The organism is uncultured Brachybacterium sp., from assembly GCF_947500705.1.
Taxonomy (GTDB): domain Bacteria; phylum Actinomycetota; class Actinomycetes; order Actinomycetales; family Dermabacteraceae; genus Brachybacterium.
In genome coordinates this window covers 103,030-120,330 of record NZ_CANMSY010000004.1, presented here as the reverse complement: position 1 = coordinate 120,330, position 17,301 = coordinate 103,030, and the positions used below count along the sequence as shown (strand labels likewise).

Below are 17,301 nucleotides of genomic sequence, written 5' to 3'. Positions count from 1 at the left end.
ACGTCTATATATCAGGCTAGCGTTCGCATCGATATCCGTCTATAGGAAGAGGTAGGCCTCGTCATGACGACGACCACCGCACCCAGCGCGCCGACCCGTGTCGCCGGGGAGATGTCGGTCCTGGACCGGTTCCTGCCGGTCTGGATCATCGTGGCCATGATCCTGGGCCTGGCGCTCGGGCGACTGGTGCCCGGCCTGAACCAGGCGCTCGAGAGCATGTCCGTCGCCGGGATCTCCGTGCCCATCGCGATCGGGCTGCTGGTGATGATGTACCCGGTCCTGGCGAAGGTCCGCTACGACGAGACCCGTCGTGTGACCGCCGACCGGAAGCTGATGGTCCTGTCCCTGGCGCTGAACTGGATCGTCGGCCCCGCGCTCATGTTCGCCCTGGCCTGGCTGCTGCTCGCGGACCTGCCCGAGTACCGCACCGGGCTGATCATCGTCGGCCTCGCCCGCTGCATCGCGATGGTGTTCATCTGGAACGACCTCGCCTGCGGTGACCGCGAGGCCGCGGCCGTGCTGGTCGCGATCAACTCCGTCTTCCAGGTTCTCGCCTTCGGTGCGCTGGGCTGGTTCTACCTGCAGGTGCTGCCCGCCTGGCTGGGCCTGCCCGTGACCTCTGCGGAGTTCTCCGTGGGCGCGATCGTGCTCTCCGTGCTGGTGTTCCTCGGGATACCGCTGCTGGCCGGCTTCCTCACGCGCACCCTCGGGGAGCGGGCCAAGGGCCGCGACTGGTACGAGAACCGCTTCCTGCCCCGCATCGGCCCCTTCGCCCTGTACGGCCTGCTGTTCACGATCGTGCTGCTGTTCGCCCTGCAGGGCGAGGCGATCACCTCCAGCCCCTGGGACGTGGCCCGGATCGCCCTGCCGCTGCTGGCCTACTTCGTGGTCATGTTCCTGGTCGCGCTGCTGGCCGCGCGCGCTGTCGGACTGAACTACGCGAAGTCGACCACCGTCGCCTTCACCGCCTCCGGCAACAACTTCGAGCTCGCCATCGCCGTCGCGATCGGCACCTTCGGCGTCACCTCCGGCCAGGCGCTCGCCGGGGTCGTCGGCCCGCTGATCGAGGTTCCGGTGCTGGTCGGCCTGGTCTACGTCTCGCTGTGGCTGGGCCCGCGACTGTTCCCCAGCGACCCCACCGTCCCCACATCCTCCGTCCGTTCTCCAGAGCAGGTCTCCGCATGAGCACTCCGCATCCCTCCCAGTCCTCGCTCGCCACCCCGTCCGTCCTGTTCGTCTGCGTGAAGAACGGTGGCAAGTCCCAGATGGCCGCGGCTCTGATGGAGGCCCGCGCGGCCGGCGCTGTCGAGGTCCACTCCGCCGGCACGAAGCCGGGCAGTGCGGTCAATGCGCTCTCGGCCGAGGTCATCGCCGAGGTCGGCGCGAACATGTCCTCCGCTGTCACCAAGCCGATCGACCCCGCGCTGCTGGCCCGGGTGGACCGGGTCGTGGTGCTCGGCGAGGAGGCCGTGGTCGAGCCCGTCCCCGGGATGGCAGGGACCATCACCACCTGGGTCACCGACGAGCCCTCCGAGCGCGGCATCGGGGGCGTGGAGCGCATGCGCCTGGTGCGCGACGACATCGACCGACGGGTGCAGGAGCTGCTCGCGGAGCTCACGGCCGACGAGGGCTGAGCGCCCGGCGTACGCTGGCGACGCTCCCGCGCGACACGGCGGACAGGGGAGCGTGCGGAGGCGAGGCACCCATGACGGCGACATCCGACCACGACAGCTACATCGGGGAGGCGCACGAGGCGTTCCGACCCCTGCTGGAGGGGCTGCGCGCGACGCTGGCCCGCACCCTGCCTGACGCGGACGAGGTCGTGGCCTACAGCATGCCGGGCTTCCGGATCGACGGCACGATCGTCGCGGGCTACGCGGCGTTCACCCGGCAGTGCGGGCTGTACGTCCAGCCCGCGGCGATCGCGGAGCACGCGGAGGAGATCGCCGCCGCTGGGCTGAAGACGACGAAGACCGGCATCACCTTCACCGCGAGGAACCCGATCTCCGACGGCCTCGTCGAGAAGCTCGCGCGGACCTCGAGGAAGGCCGCCGGAGTCTGACGCCCTGGGCCGTGCCCGTCACGGCAGCAGCAGGTGGCGCGCGAGCCGGGTACCGGAGAAAGTCCAGGAGTGCACCAGGTGGCGCACGGTCCAGACCAGTCGCGGTGATCTCCTGATCGCCGCGGGCATCGGACCACCACGGGCAGGCGTAGCATTCCGCGCGTGCCACCACTCGGGCTGATCCAGCCTCGCTCCGTCGACCGACGACCGCGACCCACGCGAACCGTCTTCCTGGCCTTCGCCCTCAGCGCCGTCCTGGGGACGCTGCTGCTGATGCATCCGGCCGCCTCCACCGGACCCGGCGGTGCCGCGGTGATGGAGGCGCTGTTCACGGCGGTCTCCGCGCTGTGCGTGACGGGACTGATCGTGGTCGACACCCCCGTCTTCTGGACCACCTTCGGGCAGGTCGTGATCCTCGCGCTGATCCAGCTCGGCGGCCTCGGGGTGATGACCTTCGCCTCCGTGGTGGGCATCGCCGTGGTCCGCAAGCTGTCCCTGCGTTCGAAGCTCACCGCCGCCGCAGAGGTCAAGAGCTTCGGCATCGAGGATGTGCGCAGCCTCGTGATGAGCGTCGTGCGGATCTCGCTGCTCATCGAGGCGATCGCAGCGGTGATCCTCACCCTGCGCTTCGCGCTCACCTACGGCGAGACGTGGGGCCGGGCGCTGTGGCTCGGGGTTTTCCACTCGATCTCCTCCTTCAACAACGCCGGCTTCGCGCTCTACAGCGACAGCCTCATGTCCTTCTCCGACGACCCCGTGGTGCTCCTGACCACGAGCGGCGCGACGGTGCTCGGCGGGCTCGGCTTCCCCGTGCTCATGCAGCTGTGGAAGCACTCCGGCACCGTCCGGCTGTGGACGATGAACACCCGGATCGTGCTCTCGGCGACACCGCTGCTGCTCGTGCTCGGCACCGTCCACATCACCGCGCTCGAGTGGACGAACCCGGCGACCCTCGGCGGGATGCCCCCTCACCTGCGGATCCTCAACGGCTTCGCGATGTCCGCCCAGACCCGGACCGCCGGATTCAACACCATCGACACCTCCGCCATGGACCCGGCGACCTGGCTGGGCATGGACCTGCTGATGTTCATCGGCGGCGGCCCCGCCGGCACCGCGGGCGGCATCAAGGTCACCACCTTCGCCGTGCTGTTCTTCCTCATGCTCGGCGAGCTGCGGGGCGCCGGAGCCGTCACGATCTTCGGCAAGCGGCTCTCGCGGGCGGTGCATCGCCAGGCGATCACGGTCATCGTGATGGCGGTCGGCCTCGTGGTCGCCTCCACCGTCGCGATCATGCTCATGACCGACTTCTCCCTCGACGAGATCATGTTCGAGGTGGTCTCCGCGTTCGCGACCGTGGGCCTGTCCACGGGGATCACCGCGAGACTCCCCGTCGGCGCGCAGCTGGTCCTCGTGGCACTCATGTTCGTCGGCCGTCTGGGCCCGATCACCGTCGCCACCGGGCTCGCCCTCCGCCGCCGCACGCTCCTCTACGACCTCCCCAAGGAAAGGCCGATCATTGGCTAAGCACAGACTCTTCCGCAGCAGTCTCTCCGCCGGCCCGACCTCCGACAGGTCCGTCGCGGTCATCGGCCTCGGCCGCTTCGGGCAGTCCCTCGCCCTCGAGCTCATGGACGAGGGCGCCGAGGTGCTCGGCATCGATGCGCGCGAGGACATCGTCCAGTCGCTCAACGGCAGGCTCACGCACGTCGTCCATGCCGACGCCACCCAGGAGGAGGTGCTGCGTCAGCTCTCCCTCCCCGAGTTCGACCGGGTCGTCATCGCGATCGGCAGCGACATCCAGGCCAGCATCCTCGTCACGTCGCTGCTGCTGCGCTTCAACATCCGCAAGATCTGGGCGAAGGCCGTGAGCGATCCGCACGGTCTGATCCTCGAACAGCTCGGCATCTCGCACGTCATCTATCCAGAGAAGGACATGGGTCGCCGGGTCGCCCACATCGTGCTGGGCACGATGCAGGACTTCATCGAGATCGACACCGACTTCGCGATGGTCAAGACCGCGCTGAGCCCCGAGCTCGCCAGGACCCGGCTCGGCGACAGCGGCATCCGCCGCCGCTACGGCGTGACCGTCACCTCCGTGAAGCCTGCGGGCGGCACCTGGCAGCCCGCCACCCAGGACACGGTGCTGCAGGAGGGGGACACCATCCTGGTCACCGGCCCCACGAAGCAGGCGGAGAGGTTCAGCCGGGCGATGTCCTGAGCACCGAGGCGTAGGAAAGGTGCCGCACAGCGCTTCGTGAGGACACTTTCCTCCGGGTCACCTGGTGAGCGAGAGGGGCGAGAAGTGGCATCGGCCCCCTCCGCGCCGCGGGGCGGCTTCCGGGCCCCAGGGGCGACGCCGACCGTGGAGGGTGGCTCCGACGGCGTGGACGTCACGCACCCTGGTCGGGCGCCGTGCCCCGGGATCACCGACCAAGAGATCTCCGACCAAAAGGGGATGCGCGGGAGGGTCCGCGCGCACGAGGATCGACCGGGCGCGGGATCGCCACCGGATCCGGCGCCGAGGTGCGAGGACAGAATCTGTCCTCCCGCTGTCGTAGTCTTCGCTCGCTACCCTGGCCGCTCACCCCGTCGGCCGGGCCGTTCCATCCTGCCTCGGGAGACCACCCCATGCTCTGGACCCTGATCCGGCGCCACATCCGGCCCTACCTGCCGCATGTGGTCGCCGTCGCCGTCCTCCAGCTCGCGACCGTGCTCGCGACGCTCTACCTGCCCAGCCTCAACGCCGACATCATCGACAACGGTGTCGCCACGGGCGATACCGACTACATCTGGCGCGTCGGCGGTGTGATGCTGATCGTCGCGATGGTGCAGGTGATCACCGCGATCACCTCGGTCTGGTTCGGGGCACGGGTCTCGATGGGGATGGGCCGGGACATCCGCCGCTCCATCTACACGCGCGTGGACCGCTTCTCGACCGAGGAGATGGGCCGCTACGGCGCGCCCACCCTGATCACCCGCGCCACCAACGACGTCCAGCAGGTGCAGATGCTGGTGCTGATGACCCTGAACTTCATGGTGATGGTGCCGATCATGTCCATCGGCGGGATCGTCATGGCGATCCAGGAGGATCCGGGGCTGTCCTGGCTGGTGTGGGTGTCCGTGCCGTTGCTGATGGTGATCGTGGGCTTCCTGGTCAAGGAGCTGATGCCGCTGTTCCAGCGGATGCAGGACAACATCGACTCGATCAACTCCGTGATGCGTGAGCAGATCATGGGCATCCGCGTGGTGCGCGCCTTCGTGCGCGAGCAGCACGAGACCGCCCGCTTCGAGAGCGCGAACGCCACCCTCACCGACACCTCGGTGCGGATCGGCCGCCTGTTCGTGATCATGGGCCCGGCCATCACCGTCGTGCTCCACCTCGCGACCGCTGCGGTGCTCTGGTTCGGCGGCCACCGCGTGGATGCGGGCCTGGTGGAGGTGGGCGCGCTGACCGCCTTCATGCAGTACCTGCTGCAGATCCTGATGGCGGTCATGATGGGCACCTTCATGTTCATGATGTTCCCGCGCGCGATCATCAGCGGCAGGCGCATCGGTGAGGTCCTGGAGACCACCCCGACCCTCGCCGAGCCCGCGCAGCCCGTCGCCCTCGAGGCAGCCGGGGGCGGCGCCACCGTGGAGTTCCGCGACGTCACCTTCGCCTATCCCGGCGCCGATTCGCCCGTGCTCGACGGAGTCTCCTTCACCGCCGAGGCCGGGAGGACCACCGCCATCATCGGCTCCACGGGCTCGGGCAAGACCACCCTGGTCAGCCTCATCCCGCGCCTGCACGACGCGACCAGCGGCCAGGTGCTGCTGGACGGCGTCCCCGTCACCGACCTGGCCCGCGCCACGATCTCCCGCGTGGTGGGCCTCGTGCCCCAGAAGCCCTATCTGTTCTCCGGCACCATCGCGCACAACCTCCGCTTCGGGGATCCGACGGCCGACGACGACCAGCTGTGGCGCGCGCTCGAGGTCGCCCAGGGCACCGAGTTCGTCAAGGACCGCAGCACCGGCGAGGGGGAGAGCGCGGCGACCGGCCTGGAGTCGACCGTCTCCCAGGGCGGCACCAACGTCTCCGGCGGACAGCGCCAGCGCCTGTGCATCGCCCGCACCCTGGTCGCCGCACCGCGGGTGTACGTCTTCGACGACTCCTTCTCGGCGCTCGACGTCACCACCGACGCCAAGGTGCGAGAGGGCCTTGCGCGGAACACCCAGGGCGCGACCACGATCATCGTCGCCCAGCGCATCTCCACCATCACCTCCGCGGACCAGATCCTGGTGCTCGAGGAGGGCGCAGTGGTGGGCCGCGGCACCCATGAGGAGCTGCTGGTCAGCTCGCAGACCTACCGGGAGATCGTCGATTCCCAGATCACCGCGGAGGCGACGGCATGAACGCGAAGAGGAAGAGCGCCGCGGAGAAGACCGGCGCGAAGAGGTCCAACGCGAAGAAGTCCGGTGCGGAGAAGTCCGGTGCGAAGAAGTCCGGCGCGCCCGCCGCGGAGCTGGCCGACCTCACCGAGTCCGAGATCCTCGAGATGCAGGACTCCATGACCAGCGAGTGGGGTGAATCGGCGCCCCGCAAGGCGAAGGCCTTCTGGCCCTCGGCGCTGCGGCTCGCCGGCACCTTCAGGGACCACAAGCTCGGCCTCGCCGTGGTGCTGGGCTTCGGCCTGATCTCCACGGTGCTCACCGTCTGGGCGCCGAGCATCCTGGGCGACGCGATGGACGTCATCTTCGATGGCTTCCTCAGCGGTGAGGGAGTCGCCTTCGACGTTCTCGGGCGCCTCCTGCTGATCGTCCTGGGCATGTACCTGGTCGCCGCGCTGTTCGACTGGTTGCAGGGCCGACTGCTGAACGACGTGGTCATGAAGATCGTCTACGTGCTGCGCGAGAAGATCGAGACGAAGGTCAACCGTCTGCCGCTGTCCTACTTCGACACCCGCCAGCGCGGCGACCTGCTCTCCCGCACCACCAACGACGTCGACAACGTCCAGTCCGCCCTCCAGCAGGCCTTCGCATCCCTGGTCTACGCGGTGCTGACCATCGTCGGCATCACCATCATGATGTTCTGGCTCTCCTGGCAGCTGGCGCTCATCGCCCTGATCGCGCTGCCGATCTCCGCCGTGGTCATCGGCGTCATCGGGGCGAAGTCCCAGAAGCTGTTCACGGCGCAGTGGCGCAACACCGGGCGCTTGAACGGGCACGTCGAGGAGTCCTTCACCGGCCACGACCTGGTGACCGTCTTCGACCGGCAGGACTCGATGCGCGAGCAGTTCGATACGCGCAACGAGGAGCTGTGGGAAGCCTCGTTCAAGGCCCAGTTCTACTCCGGCATGATCATGCCGATCATGCAGTGGGTGACCTACCTCGGCTACGTCGGCATCGCCGTGGTGGGCGGCCTGCGGATCGCCGCGGGCCAGATGTCGCTCGGCCAGGTCACCGCCTTCATTCAGTACTCCCGCGAGTTCAACTCGCCGCTGGGCGAGGTGGCGGGGATGGCGAACATGCTCATCTCCGGCGTCGCCTCCGCCGAGCGGATCTTCGAGCTGCTGGATGCGGAGGAGCAGGAGGCCGACGGGGAGATCACCGCAGGCGCGGCGAACACCGACGGGGAGACGGACCGCGAGGGGCGCGGGGAGCGCATCGAGCGCGCCGAGTTCACCGGTCCCACCCGCGGACGCATCGAGTTCGATCACGTCGCCTTCTCCTACACCCCGGAGACGTCACTGATCAGCGACCTGTCGCTGGTCGCAGAACCCGGCCAGACGATCGCGATCGTCGGCCCCACCGGCGCCGGCAAGACCACGCTGGTGAACCTCATCATGCGGTTCTACGAGATCGACGGCGGGCAGATCCGCCTGGACGGCGTGGACATCCGCGCCCTGGACCGCGGCGCAGTGCGCAGTCGCGTGGGCATGGTGCTGCAGGACGCGGTGCTCTTCGGCGGCACCATCCGCGAGAACATCCGCTACGGCCGGCTCGAGGCGACCGACGAGGAGGTGGCCGCCGCCGCGACCGCGACCTTCGTGGACCGCTTCGTGCACACCCTCCCCGACGGCTACGACACCCTCATCGAGGACGAGGGCGCCAATGTCTCCGCCGGTGAGCGGCAGCTGATCACCATCGCCCGCGCCTTCCTCGCCGACCCTGCACTGCTGATCCTCGACGAGGCCACCTCCTCCGTGGACACCCGCACCGAGGTGCTCGTGCAGGAGGCGATGGCGGCGCTACGCAGCGACCGCACCTCCTTCGTGATCGCCCACCGTCTCTCCACCATCCGTGACGCGGACGTGATCCTGGTGATGGAGCACGGCGACATCGTCGAGCAGGGCTCCCACGACGCGCTGCTCGAGGCCGAGGGCGCCTATCACCGGCTCTACTGGTCGCAGTTCGCTGCGGGCACGGACCCTGATGCGGACGACGCGGTGGTCGAGGAATCCATGACCGTCACCGGTGCGATCCCCGAGGTCGCCGCGACGCGGGACGGTGCGGGGGCGGCACCTGCTGAGACCGGGGAGCTGCCGGCGGCCGGAGCCTAGCCCGGCGCCGCCCCCGTGCCGCCCGGTGCCGACCTTGCGCCACCCGGTGCGAGCCCGGCGCCACCCGGCGTCAGCCCGGAGACGGTCAGAATTTGTGACCGTGAGGACCGATGGTGACCCGCGCATGAGTCGTCACCGGCGCAATAGTCTTGGGCTGGCTGGGGAGGGCGGGTGCTGGCCCAGCGGGTAGCGTCGGGCCATGGACGTCACGATCATCGGGGGCGGCATCGCCGGCCTCGCCCTCGCCCACGAACTCGCCCCCGACCACGATGTCACCGTGCTGGAATCTTCCCCGGGCCCGCGCGGCGGCGGCTACATGATCGACTTCTTCGGCCCCGGCTTCTACGCCGCGGAGCGGATGGGCATCCTCGAGGAGCTCCGCTCCCGGGGCCATGAGTTCGAGGGCGTGCGCTACGGGACGCCTGACGGAGTGGACTCCGGCCGCATCGACGTCGGCCCCCTGGTCCAGGCGGCGGGCGGCCGCTACTTCTCGATCCTGCGTCCTGAGGTGGAGCTGGGGCTGCTCGCGGTGCTGCCGGCTTCGGTGGATCTGCGCTACGGCGCGCAGGTCGTGGCGGTGCGCGATGCCGGGCTCGAGGGCGCGGCCCGTGCCCGCCGCGCCGTGGTCGAGCTCGCGGATGGCACCATCCTGGACTCCGATCTGGTGGTGGCCTGTGACGGTGTGCGCTCCCCGGTGCGGGAGCAGGTCTCACCCGGTCACGGGGCGATCGTGCCGATGGGCTACCGGGTCGCGAGCTACCTCTACGAGGACCCGGAACTCGCCGCCGAACTGGGGGAGCGGATGCTGATGACCGATACCGTGCGCCGCGTGGGCTGGGCGTATGCGGCCGACGACACCCGGGTCGGCGTGATGCTCGCCGAGCGCGTCGAGGGCGCCGCGGGCACGAAGCGTCCCGAGCCGGACCGGGAACGGCTCCAGCGGGACTTCACGGGGCTGCACCCGCAGGTGGACCGGGCCCTGGCCCATGCCCCGGAGAGCTTCTACGACGACCTCGTCGCCCAGGCGATCGCGCCGCGCTGGAGCCGTGGCCGGATTGCGCTGGCCGGGGACGCCGCGCATGCCCCGTCCCTGCTGGCGGGCCAGGGCACCTCGGTCGCGATCGCCGGAGCGGAGGCGCTGGCCCGGAGCCTGCGCGCGACGGGCCCGCACGTCGAAGCGGGGCTGGCGGAGTACGAGCGACGGTGGCGGCCGACGGTCGAGAAGGTGCAGCGTTCGGGGCGGCGCAGCGCCTCGTTCTTCACTCCGTCCAGCCCCGCGCAGCTGAGGCTGCAGCAGATCGGCCGTCGCACGCTCGGCCTGCCGGGCGTGAGCCGCCTGGTGACGCGGACCTTCATCGCCGCCTGAGGCCGGGCGGGTCGGCCCTCCCGGCTGCAGGCGACGACGGCCGGGGATCAGGCGGCCGAGGTGCGCCGCAGCCGGACGTTGACGAACTCTCCCATGCCCCACCGGCCGAGCTCACGGCCGAAGCCGGAGCGCTTCACGCCGCCGAAGGGCAGGCCGGGCAAGGTGGTCCCGTGCTCGTTGATGTACGCCATCCCGACGTCGAGGCGATCGGCGACTGCCTGGGCGCGCTCGAGATCGGTGCTCCAGACGGACCCGCTCAGCCCGAAGTCGACGTCGTTGGCCAGCGTCACGGCCTCGTCCTCCGAGTCGACACCGTAAATCACAGCCACCGGGCCGAAGATCTCCTCGGCATAGGCGTCCATGTCCTCGGTGACCCCGGTGAGCACGGCGGGCTGCATGAAGGCCCCGTCGCGGTCGAGCGCCTGCCCGCCGGTATGGAGCGTCGCGCCCTGCTGGACGGCGCGTCGAACCTGTTCGACGACGCCGTCGCGCGCACCGACCGAGGAGAGCGGGCCGACGTCGACGTCCTCGTCCAACGGATCGCCGAGGGTCGCGGACTCGAAGCTCTCGACGATGGTCGCGACGAACGCCTCGAGACGAGCCGTGGGCACGATGATGCGCTTCGGGGAGTTGCAGGCCTGTCCCGCATTCGACAGCCGGGCGGTGGCGACGGTCCGGGCGACCTGCTCGAGGTCGCCATCGTCGAGCACGATGAGCGGGTCGGACCCGCCGAGCTCCAGCACCGACTTCTTCAGGTGCTTGCCGGCGGTCTCCGCGACCGCCGCACCCGCCTTCTCGCTGCCGGTGAGCGACACCCCTCGCACCCGCGGGTCGGCGATCATGTCGGCGATCTGGTCGTGGGAGGCGAAGACGTTGGCGTAGGCATCGCGGGGCACCCCGGCGTCATGGAGGATCTGCGCCATGACCTCCGAGGAGCCGGCGCAGATCTCCGCGTGCTTCAGGATGATCGTGTTGCCCACCATCAGGTTCGGGGCGACGAAGCGCGCCACCTGGTAATAGGGGTAGTTCCAGGGCATCACTCCGACGAGAGGACCGATCGGCTCGGTCTGCACCCGTGATTCCTGCGCGCCCTGCGGATCCAGCTGCTCGGGCTGTAGCAGCTCCGGCCCGTGGTCGGCGTACCAGCGGTAGATCGAGCCCGCCAGCTCGGCCTCGCCGATGGCCTGCTGCAGCGGCTTGCCCATCTCGACGGCGATCAGTTCGCCCAGTTCCCGCGAGCGTTCGGCGTAGGCGTCGGCGACCCGCTCCAGGAGCGAGGCGCGCTCCTGCGTCGACGTGGCGCGCCAGTCGGCGAAGGCGGCATGGGAGCGATCGAGAACGCGCTCGACCTCCGCGCTGTCCAGCGTGGTGAATTCCTTGTCGGTCCGTCCCGTGGTCGGGTTGGTCGTGGTGTATTCAGCCATCCTTCCACCCTCGTCCCGACGTGCGGATCTGTAAAGCTGGGCCTTCCGACCGGTTGAAGGAGCGCGACGGGAGTGTCTGCCCTCCGCCCTCTGTGCTCACGCCGTGGCCTGGCCCTCTGCACTCGCGCCGTCACCTGGACGGCGGATCACACCCGGAGACACCGGCCGTGCCGGATCTGTGACATCTGCCTGCTCAGGAACATCGGTGTGATGGCCCTGGGAGGGGTCGCCGGGTCCAGGTCAGCGTCGGCGCACGTACTCAGTCACGTTCACACCGCTCTCGAAGCTGCGGGTGCGCACGTGGTCCCAGCGAAGCGGGGCGTAGTCCCCGGGGGCGAACAGCGGGATCCCTCCGCCGAACAGCAGCGGCTGCCGCTTCAGCACCAGGCGGTCGATCTCGCCGCGCAGCTGGGTGGCGAGGTTCGCGCCCCCGCACAGCCAGATGTCGGCTCCCGGCCGCTGCTTCAACCCCCGCACCACCTGGACGGGTTCGGCATCGGTGATGGTGAGGTTCTCCCCGGGCTCGAGCGACCGGTGGGTGAACACGACCTGTTCGAGATGTCGATACGGGCTCGGCATCGCGGGCAACCCGACGGCATGTGTGTTCGCCCCCATCACCACGGCGCCGAACCGGTCGCCGTGCTGGGCGATGCCGAGGTGGGCTGCGATATCAGTGGGGATCGCGTCGGCGAACTCGTCGTTGATCCCCGCCATGTGGTCACCCTCGACGAGGAAGTCGTCGAACTGCTCCTCTGGTCCGGCGATGTATCCGTCCAGGCTCACGGCCACGTAGTACACGAGCTCACGCATCGTCGGGCTCCTTCCCGGCGCGCGACCCTCGCGCCTGCCGTGGGGGCGACGGTACGGCAGGAGCTGTCGGCCGCTCCAGGGATTTCTGCGACGTGAGGAGCCACCGTGATCGCCTTCGGCGCCCTCCCTCTGCTCGGCCAGCGCAGCATAGTCCTCGCCTGCGCGATCCTCACGCTCGTCGGTCTCGCCCTCGTCCATGGCGCGCGGCGAGCCGTCGCGGCCGCATCAGCGGGCGAGCGGGGGAGTGCGCTCCGGTCCGAAGAGCGCGGGGTCGGTGAGGGCAGGGAGGCCCGAGAGGATAGGGGGGACGACTGTAGTCAATGAGCTCGCGTCCCGTCGGACGGGAGGTTCGTGCGATCCTGCGACGCGGACCTCGCCGGCGACGGGACGGTGGGGACGGGGCTGTGCGACGGTGAGGACGGGACTGTGACTGTGAGGTCAGGATCGTGAAGGTGGGAGCCGATCTCTCGGTCGGCGGTGCCCGCCAGCACGGCCGTGTCGCCGAGGCGGCGAAGCGTGCGCTCGACGGTCACGATGAGCGGTGGAGGCAGCGGACGAGTGCACTGAGCAGCCGGCGCAGAGCGCTGATGGACGCGCACGGACTCGCGGCGCTGCGCTCCGCGGACGCCCTGGTGCGCTCTCCCTGGCGGCGTCTTCACGTCGTCCTGTGGTGGGTGGTGCTCGGGGCGGTCTTCCTGGGTGCGATAGCCGCGGCCTCGTTCCTGCTGCCCAGCAAATTCCGCGAGCGCCCGGATCTCGCGCTGTTCCTCGAGGTCTCGCCGATCCTGCTGATCGCCGTCGCGGGTCTCCAGCTGCTCGCGGCGCTGTGCGTGCCCTCCCCGCGCCGCGCCCCGGCCGCGGGCTGGTGGATCAGCGGTGCCGGAGCGGTGCTCACGGGGCTCGCCGGCCTGGTCCTCCTGCTGCAGAGCGGGCAGGTCGGGGAGCTTGACGGCGTCTCCGCGGCGGGGGTGTGGGCGGTCGCCGCGGTGGGCCACCTGCTCGCCGTCGGGCTGCTCGTGCTGCGCACTCGCGACGCACCCCTCGCCGCCTGGTACGAGGGGGTCCGATCCTCGCACCGCGACGCGCGAGATCTCGAGCGGGAGATCCCGACCGTGGCGGGGACCGGGGCAGGTCCCAGGCGAGAGCCCGAGGACGAGATCGCGCGGCGCTGGGTGCTGGAGCTGGCTGAGCTCGAGGACGAGGTCGGGCATGAGGTCGTCGCCCGCGCGGCCGAGACGGGACCCCGGCAATGGCTGCTCGCCTGCGCGGTCGCTGCGAACGTGCCGATGTGAGTGCCTTTCCCCTCGGCCGTTGGGTCCCGTCCGGCTGGGTCCCGTCCGGCTGGGTCCCGTCCGGCAGACCCGCCCCTCAGAACGGCGTCGAGGGCGGCGCGTCGGGCGGCGGATCGACCGGCGGAGGCTGCTCGGGCTGGGGCAGCGGCTCCGGGGCCGGTTCGGGGCTCGGCTCGGGCGGACGGCCCGGGATCGGCATCGGGGGACCGGTGGGCGGGGCGCCCGGCGGCTGCGTCGGCGGCTCGGTGGGAGGGTCCGTGGGCGGATACCCGGGCGGGGTCAGCGGAGGCTCGCTCGGCGGGGGCAGGGTTCCCCCGGCGGTGAGGTCATCCGGCGGTGTCATCTGCGCCTCCTGCTCCTGCTCCTGCTGCTTCTCGGTTCTCGAGCATCCGCGACCGGGTCAGGAATCTCTTCCCGTCGGGTGTCTCGAGGCTGAAGCCGCCGCCGCGGCCGTCCACGAGGTCGATCGTGAGGTGGGTGTGGCGCCAGTAGGCGAACTGCTCGCGACTCATCCAGAAGTCCAGCGGGCTGGTGGTGCCGTCCGGCAGCGGCACCTCGACGTGCCCCATCTTCACGTCGGCGTCCCCGGTGAGGAAGTCGCCTTCGGGGAAGCACATGGGCGAGGACCCGTCGCAGCAGCCGCCGGACTGGTGGAACATCAGCGGCCCGTTGCGGTCGATCAGGCGCTGGATCTGCGCGACCGCCGCGCCCGTGAACGCGACGCGGGAGAAGTCCTCGTCCTCGACCGTCGGCGCCATCTCGAGGACGTCGTCCGAGGCGGACGGCTCGGGCAGCGGCGGCGCGGGCGGCTGGCCCGCCTGCGGGCCGGGCGGGGCCGCGGTGCGGGTGAACTGCGGGGGAGCGGAGGCGGAGAGGTCGGTCATGGCGAGTCCTTCGCTCGAGGGGCCGATGGGAATGTGTCGTGGCTCACCACGATAGACCTCCTCTGCGGCCATAGGGTTTCCGCATGGAACATCGTCACCTCGGCCGCTCCGGCCTCAAGATCAGCGAGATCATCTACGGGAACTGGCTCACCCATGCCTCCCAGGTGGAGGACGACCGTGCCCGCGCCTGCGTGCGCGCCGCGCTCGACGCCGGGATCAGCACCTTCGACACCGCCGACACCTATGCGAACACCGCCGCGGAGGTGGTCCTCGGCGAGGCGCTGAAGGGTGAGCGTCGCGAGTCGCTCGAGATCTTCACCAAGGTGTACTTCCCCACCGGTCCCAAGGGGCACAACGACACCGGCCTGTCCCGCAAGCACATCCGCGAGTCGATCGACGCCTCGCTGCGCCGCCTGCAGACCGACTATGTGGACCTCTACCAGGCACACCGCTATGACGTCGCGACCCCGCTCGAGGAGACGATGCAGGCCTTCGCCGACGTCGTCCATTCCGGCAAGGCGCTGTACATCGGGGTGTCCGAGTGGAACGCCGACCAGCTGCGCGCCGGCCATCAGCTGGCCCGCGAGCTCGGCATCCAGCTGGTCTCCAACCAGCCCCAGTACTCGATGCTGTGGCGCGTGATCGAGGAGCGCGTGGTCCCCACCTCGCGTGAGCTCGGCATCTCCCAGATCGTGTGGTCCCCTGTCGCCCAGGGCATCCTCACCGGCAAGTACAAGCCCGGCACCCCGGCGCCCGAGGGGTCGCGCGCCCGCGACGAGAAGGGCGGCGCCGACATGATCAAGCGCTTCCTGAACGACGAGGTGCTCACCGCGGTGCAGGGCCTGCTCCCGATCGCGGAGGAGCTCGGCCTCACCCCGGCGCAGCTCGCCGTGGCCTGGGTGCTCAGCAACGACAACGTGGCCGGCGCGATCATCGGCGCCTCGCGGCCCGAGCAGGTCACCGAGAACGTCAAGGCTGTGGGGATCACGCTCGATGCCGACGTCAAGGCCCGCATCGACGAGGTGCTCGGCGAGATCCCCGAGACCGACGCGGCGCTGACCCAGGCGCCCGGGGCGCGGCTGAGCTGAGCTGTCGGCCGGAACGATGGTGCAATGACCGAAGGGCCGGTCCGTCGCGATGACGGTCCGGCCCTTCGGCTTTCGCTGCGGTGCGTGTCGAGGGATCAGCTCTTGGTGTCGATCCCCAGCTGCGCGGGCGGCAGCTCCTCGCCGGTCTTGCCCTGGAGGGCGTGGCCGTCGGCCCGCATCTCCCAGAACGTGGCGCCCTGGATGCCGAGCTTGCGCGGATCGAACTGCGGGTCCAGGCCTGCCTTCTTCTGTTCGCGGTAGTCCTTGAGCGCCTTCAGGGCGGGGCCCTGGATGACCAGGATGCCGACGATGTTCAGCCAGGCCATCGAGCCCACGCCGATATCGCCCAGGCCCCACGCCGCACCGGCGCTGGTGACGGCTCCGTAGGCCACGGAGACGAGCACCAGGGCCTGCAGCAGACGGAGCATCCCGCGGGCGAGCACGCGGTTCTTCATCTTGCGGGTGAGGTAGTTGAGGTTCACCTCGGCCATGTAGTAGTAGGCCACGATGGTGGTGAACACGAAGAACCCCAGCGCGACGGCGATGAACGACGGTCCGAGGCCCGGGAAGATCGAGTCGAGGCCGTTCTGCACGAAGCCCGGGCCGGGCTCGACGCTGGTGCTCATCTCGGCGGTGCCGCTGCCGATCACCGGAGAGGTGCCGTCGGCCCACTCCTCGTTCGAGAAGGTGTTGAACATGCCGGTGGAGATGATGATGAACGCGGTCGCTGAGCACACGAACAGGGTGTCGATGTACACCGAGAACGACTGCGCGAAGCCCTGCTTGGCGGGGTGGGACACTTCGGCGGCGGCCGCGGCGTGCGGGCCGGTGCCCTGGCCGGCCTCGTTGGAGTAGATGCCGCGCTGGACGCCCCACTTGATGGCGAGACCGACGATCGCGCCGAAGATCGGCTGGACGCCGAACGCGCTGGAGAAGATCAGCCCGAACACGCGGGGGATCTCGGTGAAGTTCATGAACAGCACCACGAGCGCGATGATGATGTAGAGGATCGCCATGGCCGGCACCACGAACGCCGCGAAGTGGGCGATGCGCTTGACGCCGCCGATGACGATGAAGCCCAGGCCGATCACCAGACCGATGGCGGTCACCCAGGTGGGGATGCCCCAGGCGTTGTCGATCGCGGAAGCCATGCCGTTGGCCTGCACGCCCGGCAGGAAGAAGCTCATCGCGAGGATGGTGACGATCGAGAACAGGATCCCGTAGAACAGCGACAGGCCCGGGGCCTTGTGCTTGTAGGCCTTCTCGAAGTAATACGCCGGACCGCCGCGGTACTCGCCGGTGTCGCGGTCCTTCTCCTTGTAGATCTGGCCGAGGGTGCACTCGATGAACGAGGTGGCTGCGCCGAGGAAGGCGGAGGCCCACATCCAGAACACGGCGCCGGGGCCGCCGAAGGCGATGGCGGTGGCGACGCCACCGATGTTGCCCATGCCGACGCGGCCGGCGAGCGACATCATCAGCGACTGGAACGACGAGGTGCCGTCCGGGGAGGTCTCGCCCTTCTTCAGCTGGGCGAGCATGTCGGGGATGTTGCGCACCTGGAGGAGGCCGGTGCGGATGGTGAAGTAGAGGCCGGCGAGAAGACAGAGCCCGATCAGGGGGATGGACCAGATCAGGTTGTTCGCGCCGTTGATCATTTCGGCGATCATGAGGGCTCCTGGGAATAGGGGAAGCGACGGCACCCTTGGCGTCGCGTGCAGGGGTGACTGCAGTCACCTCTTAGTGCTGGATGGAACATACCGGACACCCAGGGCTCTGAGGGTTCTTTCAGCCTCCCGTGGCCGGGTCGTTATGCAACTCGTATTCCGGGTGCTTGTA

The 17,301-nt window shown here is 69.6% G+C and carries 15 protein-coding genes; 10 read left to right on the top strand and 5 right to left on the bottom strand.

Annotated features, from left to right (window positions below):
* The first annotated feature begins 63 nt into the window (after nt 1–63).
* The 8 genes from arsB (at nt 64) to Q0937_RS09230 (ending at nt 9,967) form a co-directional block, all read left to right on the top strand.
* Complete coding sequence (gene arsB / locus Q0937_RS09265; RefSeq protein WP_299302781.1) at nt 64–1,185, top strand: ACR3 family arsenite efflux transporter; 1,122 nt, start codon at nt 64–66, stop codon at nt 1,183–1,185.
* The gene (locus tag Q0937_RS09260) at nt 1,182–1,634 is read left to right on the top strand and encodes a low molecular weight phosphatase family protein (RefSeq protein ID WP_299302778.1); all 453 of its coding nucleotides are present in this window, start codon (nt 1,182–1,184) and stop codon (nt 1,632–1,634) included. Before arsB ends, Q0937_RS09260 begins: the two co-directional genes overlap by 4 nt.
* 71 nt (nt 1,635–1,705) lie before the next feature.
* The gene (locus tag Q0937_RS09255) at nt 1,706–2,062 is read left to right on the top strand and encodes an iron chaperone (RefSeq protein WP_299302775.1); all 357 of its coding nucleotides are present in this window, start codon (nt 1,706–1,708) and stop codon (nt 2,060–2,062) included.
* Nucleotides 2,063–2,224: 162 nt separating this feature from the next.
* Nucleotides 2,225–3,586 carry a TrkH family potassium uptake protein gene (locus Q0937_RS09250; protein WP_299302773.1) on the top strand — a complete coding sequence of 454 codons (1,362 nt, stop codon included), beginning with the start codon at nt 2,225–2,227 and terminating at the stop codon, nt 3,584–3,586.
* Complete coding sequence (locus Q0937_RS09245; RefSeq protein WP_299302770.1) at nt 3,579–4,280, top strand: TrkA family potassium uptake protein; 702 nt, start codon at nt 3,579–3,581, stop codon at nt 4,278–4,280. The genes Q0937_RS09250 and Q0937_RS09245 overlap by 8 nt, the downstream gene beginning before the upstream one ends.
* A gap of 410 nt (nt 4,281–4,690) precedes the next feature.
* A complete protein-coding gene (locus Q0937_RS09240) occupies nt 4,691–6,454 on the top strand; it encodes an ABC transporter ATP-binding protein (RefSeq protein WP_299302767.1) in 1,764 nt (587 codons plus the stop codon).
* Nucleotides 6,455–6,597: 143 nt separating this feature from the next.
* Entirely contained in the window at nt 6,598–8,601 is a 2,004-nt protein-coding gene (locus Q0937_RS09235; RefSeq protein ID WP_299303198.1) for an ABC transporter ATP-binding protein, read from the top strand.
* Between the two features lie 199 nt (nt 8,602–8,800).
* Complete coding sequence (locus tag Q0937_RS09230; protein WP_299302764.1) at nt 8,801–9,967, top strand: FAD-dependent oxidoreductase; 1,167 nt, start codon at nt 8,801–8,803, stop codon at nt 9,965–9,967.
* A 47-nt stretch (nt 9,968–10,014) separates the two neighbouring features.
* Here the strand turns inward: Q0937_RS09230 and Q0937_RS09225 are convergent, their stop codons facing one another.
* Both Q0937_RS09225 and Q0937_RS09220 read right to left on the bottom strand, forming a co-directional pair.
* Complete coding sequence (locus tag Q0937_RS09225) at nt 10,015–11,391, bottom strand: NAD-dependent succinate-semialdehyde dehydrogenase (RefSeq protein ID WP_299302761.1); 1,377 nt, start codon at nt 11,389–11,391, stop codon at nt 10,015–10,017.
* A 240-nt stretch (nt 11,392–11,631) separates the two neighbouring features.
* A complete protein-coding gene (locus Q0937_RS09220; protein WP_299302758.1) occupies nt 11,632–12,201 on the bottom strand; it encodes a dihydrofolate reductase family protein in 570 nt (189 codons plus the stop codon).
* 452 nt (nt 12,202–12,653) lie between these two features.
* On the opposite strand from Q0937_RS09220, the gene Q0937_RS09215 reads away from it, so the two are divergent.
* Nucleotides 12,654–13,493: a hypothetical protein gene (locus tag Q0937_RS09215; RefSeq protein ID WP_299302755.1), complete on the top strand. Its 840-nt coding sequence runs from the start codon at nt 12,654–12,656 to the stop codon at nt 13,491–13,493.
* A gap of 76 nt (nt 13,494–13,569) precedes the next feature.
* On the opposite strand, the gene Q0937_RS09210 is transcribed toward Q0937_RS09215, so the two are convergent.
* On the bottom strand, nt 13,570–13,836 hold the full coding sequence (locus Q0937_RS09210) for a hypothetical protein (RefSeq protein ID WP_299302752.1): 267 nt from the start codon (nt 13,834–13,836) through the stop codon (nt 13,570–13,572).
* Nucleotides 13,820–14,251, bottom strand: a complete 432-nt coding sequence (locus Q0937_RS09205) for a DUF779 domain-containing protein (RefSeq protein ID WP_299303196.1) — start codon at nt 14,249–14,251, stop codon at nt 13,820–13,822. The genes Q0937_RS09210 and Q0937_RS09205 overlap by 17 nt, the downstream gene beginning before the upstream one ends.
* Nucleotides 14,252–14,460: 209 nt before the next feature.
* On the opposite strand from Q0937_RS09205, the gene Q0937_RS09200 reads away from it, so the two are divergent.
* A complete protein-coding gene (locus tag Q0937_RS09200; RefSeq protein WP_299302749.1) occupies nt 14,461–15,465 on the top strand; it encodes an aldo/keto reductase family protein in 1,005 nt (334 codons plus the stop codon).
* A 95-nt stretch (nt 15,466–15,560) separates the two neighbouring features.
* Here Q0937_RS09200 and Q0937_RS09195 read toward each other — a convergent pair whose 3' ends face one another.
* Complete coding sequence (locus Q0937_RS09195) at nt 15,561–17,132, bottom strand: sodium:alanine symporter family protein (protein WP_299302746.1); 1,572 nt, start codon at nt 17,130–17,132, stop codon at nt 15,561–15,563.
* Nucleotides 17,133–17,301: the final 169 nt, after the last annotated feature.

Excerpts from the sequence above, each read along its gene's own strand:
- arsB (WP_299302781.1), top strand. The coding sequence starts at position 64 with ATGACGACGACCACCGCACCCAGCGCGCCGACCCGTGTCGCCGGGGAG.
- Q0937_RS09230 (WP_299302764.1), top strand. The coding sequence starts at position 8,801 with ATGGACGTCACGATCATCGGGGGCGGCATCGCCGGCCTCGCCCTCGCC.
- Q0937_RS09255 (WP_299302775.1), top strand. The coding sequence starts at position 1,706 with ATGACGGCGACATCCGACCACGACAGCTACATCGGGGAGGCGCACGAG.
- Q0937_RS09225 (WP_299302761.1), bottom strand. The coding sequence starts at position 11,391 with ATGGCTGAATACACCACGACCAACCCGACCACGGGACGGACCGACAAG.
- Q0937_RS09260 (WP_299302778.1), top strand. The coding sequence starts at position 1,182 with ATGAGCACTCCGCATCCCTCCCAGTCCTCGCTCGCCACCCCGTCCGTC.
- Q0937_RS09195 (WP_299302746.1), bottom strand. The coding sequence starts at position 17,132 with ATGATCGCCGAAATGATCAACGGCGCGAACAACCTGATCTGGTCCATC.
- Q0937_RS09220 (WP_299302758.1), bottom strand. The coding sequence starts at position 12,201 with ATGCGTGAGCTCGTGTACTACGTGGCCGTGAGCCTGGACGGATACATC.
- Q0937_RS09205 (WP_299303196.1), bottom strand. The coding sequence starts at position 14,251 with ATGGCGCCGACGGTCGAGGACGAGGACTTCTCCCGCGTCGCGTTCACG.
- Q0937_RS09240 (WP_299302767.1), top strand. The coding sequence starts at position 4,691 with ATGCTCTGGACCCTGATCCGGCGCCACATCCGGCCCTACCTGCCGCAT.
- Q0937_RS09210 (WP_299302752.1), bottom strand. The coding sequence starts at position 13,836 with ATGACACCGCCGGATGACCTCACCGCCGGGGGAACCCTGCCCCCGCCG.
- Q0937_RS09200 (WP_299302749.1), top strand. The coding sequence starts at position 14,461 with ATGGAACATCGTCACCTCGGCCGCTCCGGCCTCAAGATCAGCGAGATC.
- Q0937_RS09235 (WP_299303198.1), top strand. The coding sequence starts at position 6,598 with ATGCAGGACTCCATGACCAGCGAGTGGGGTGAATCGGCGCCCCGCAAG.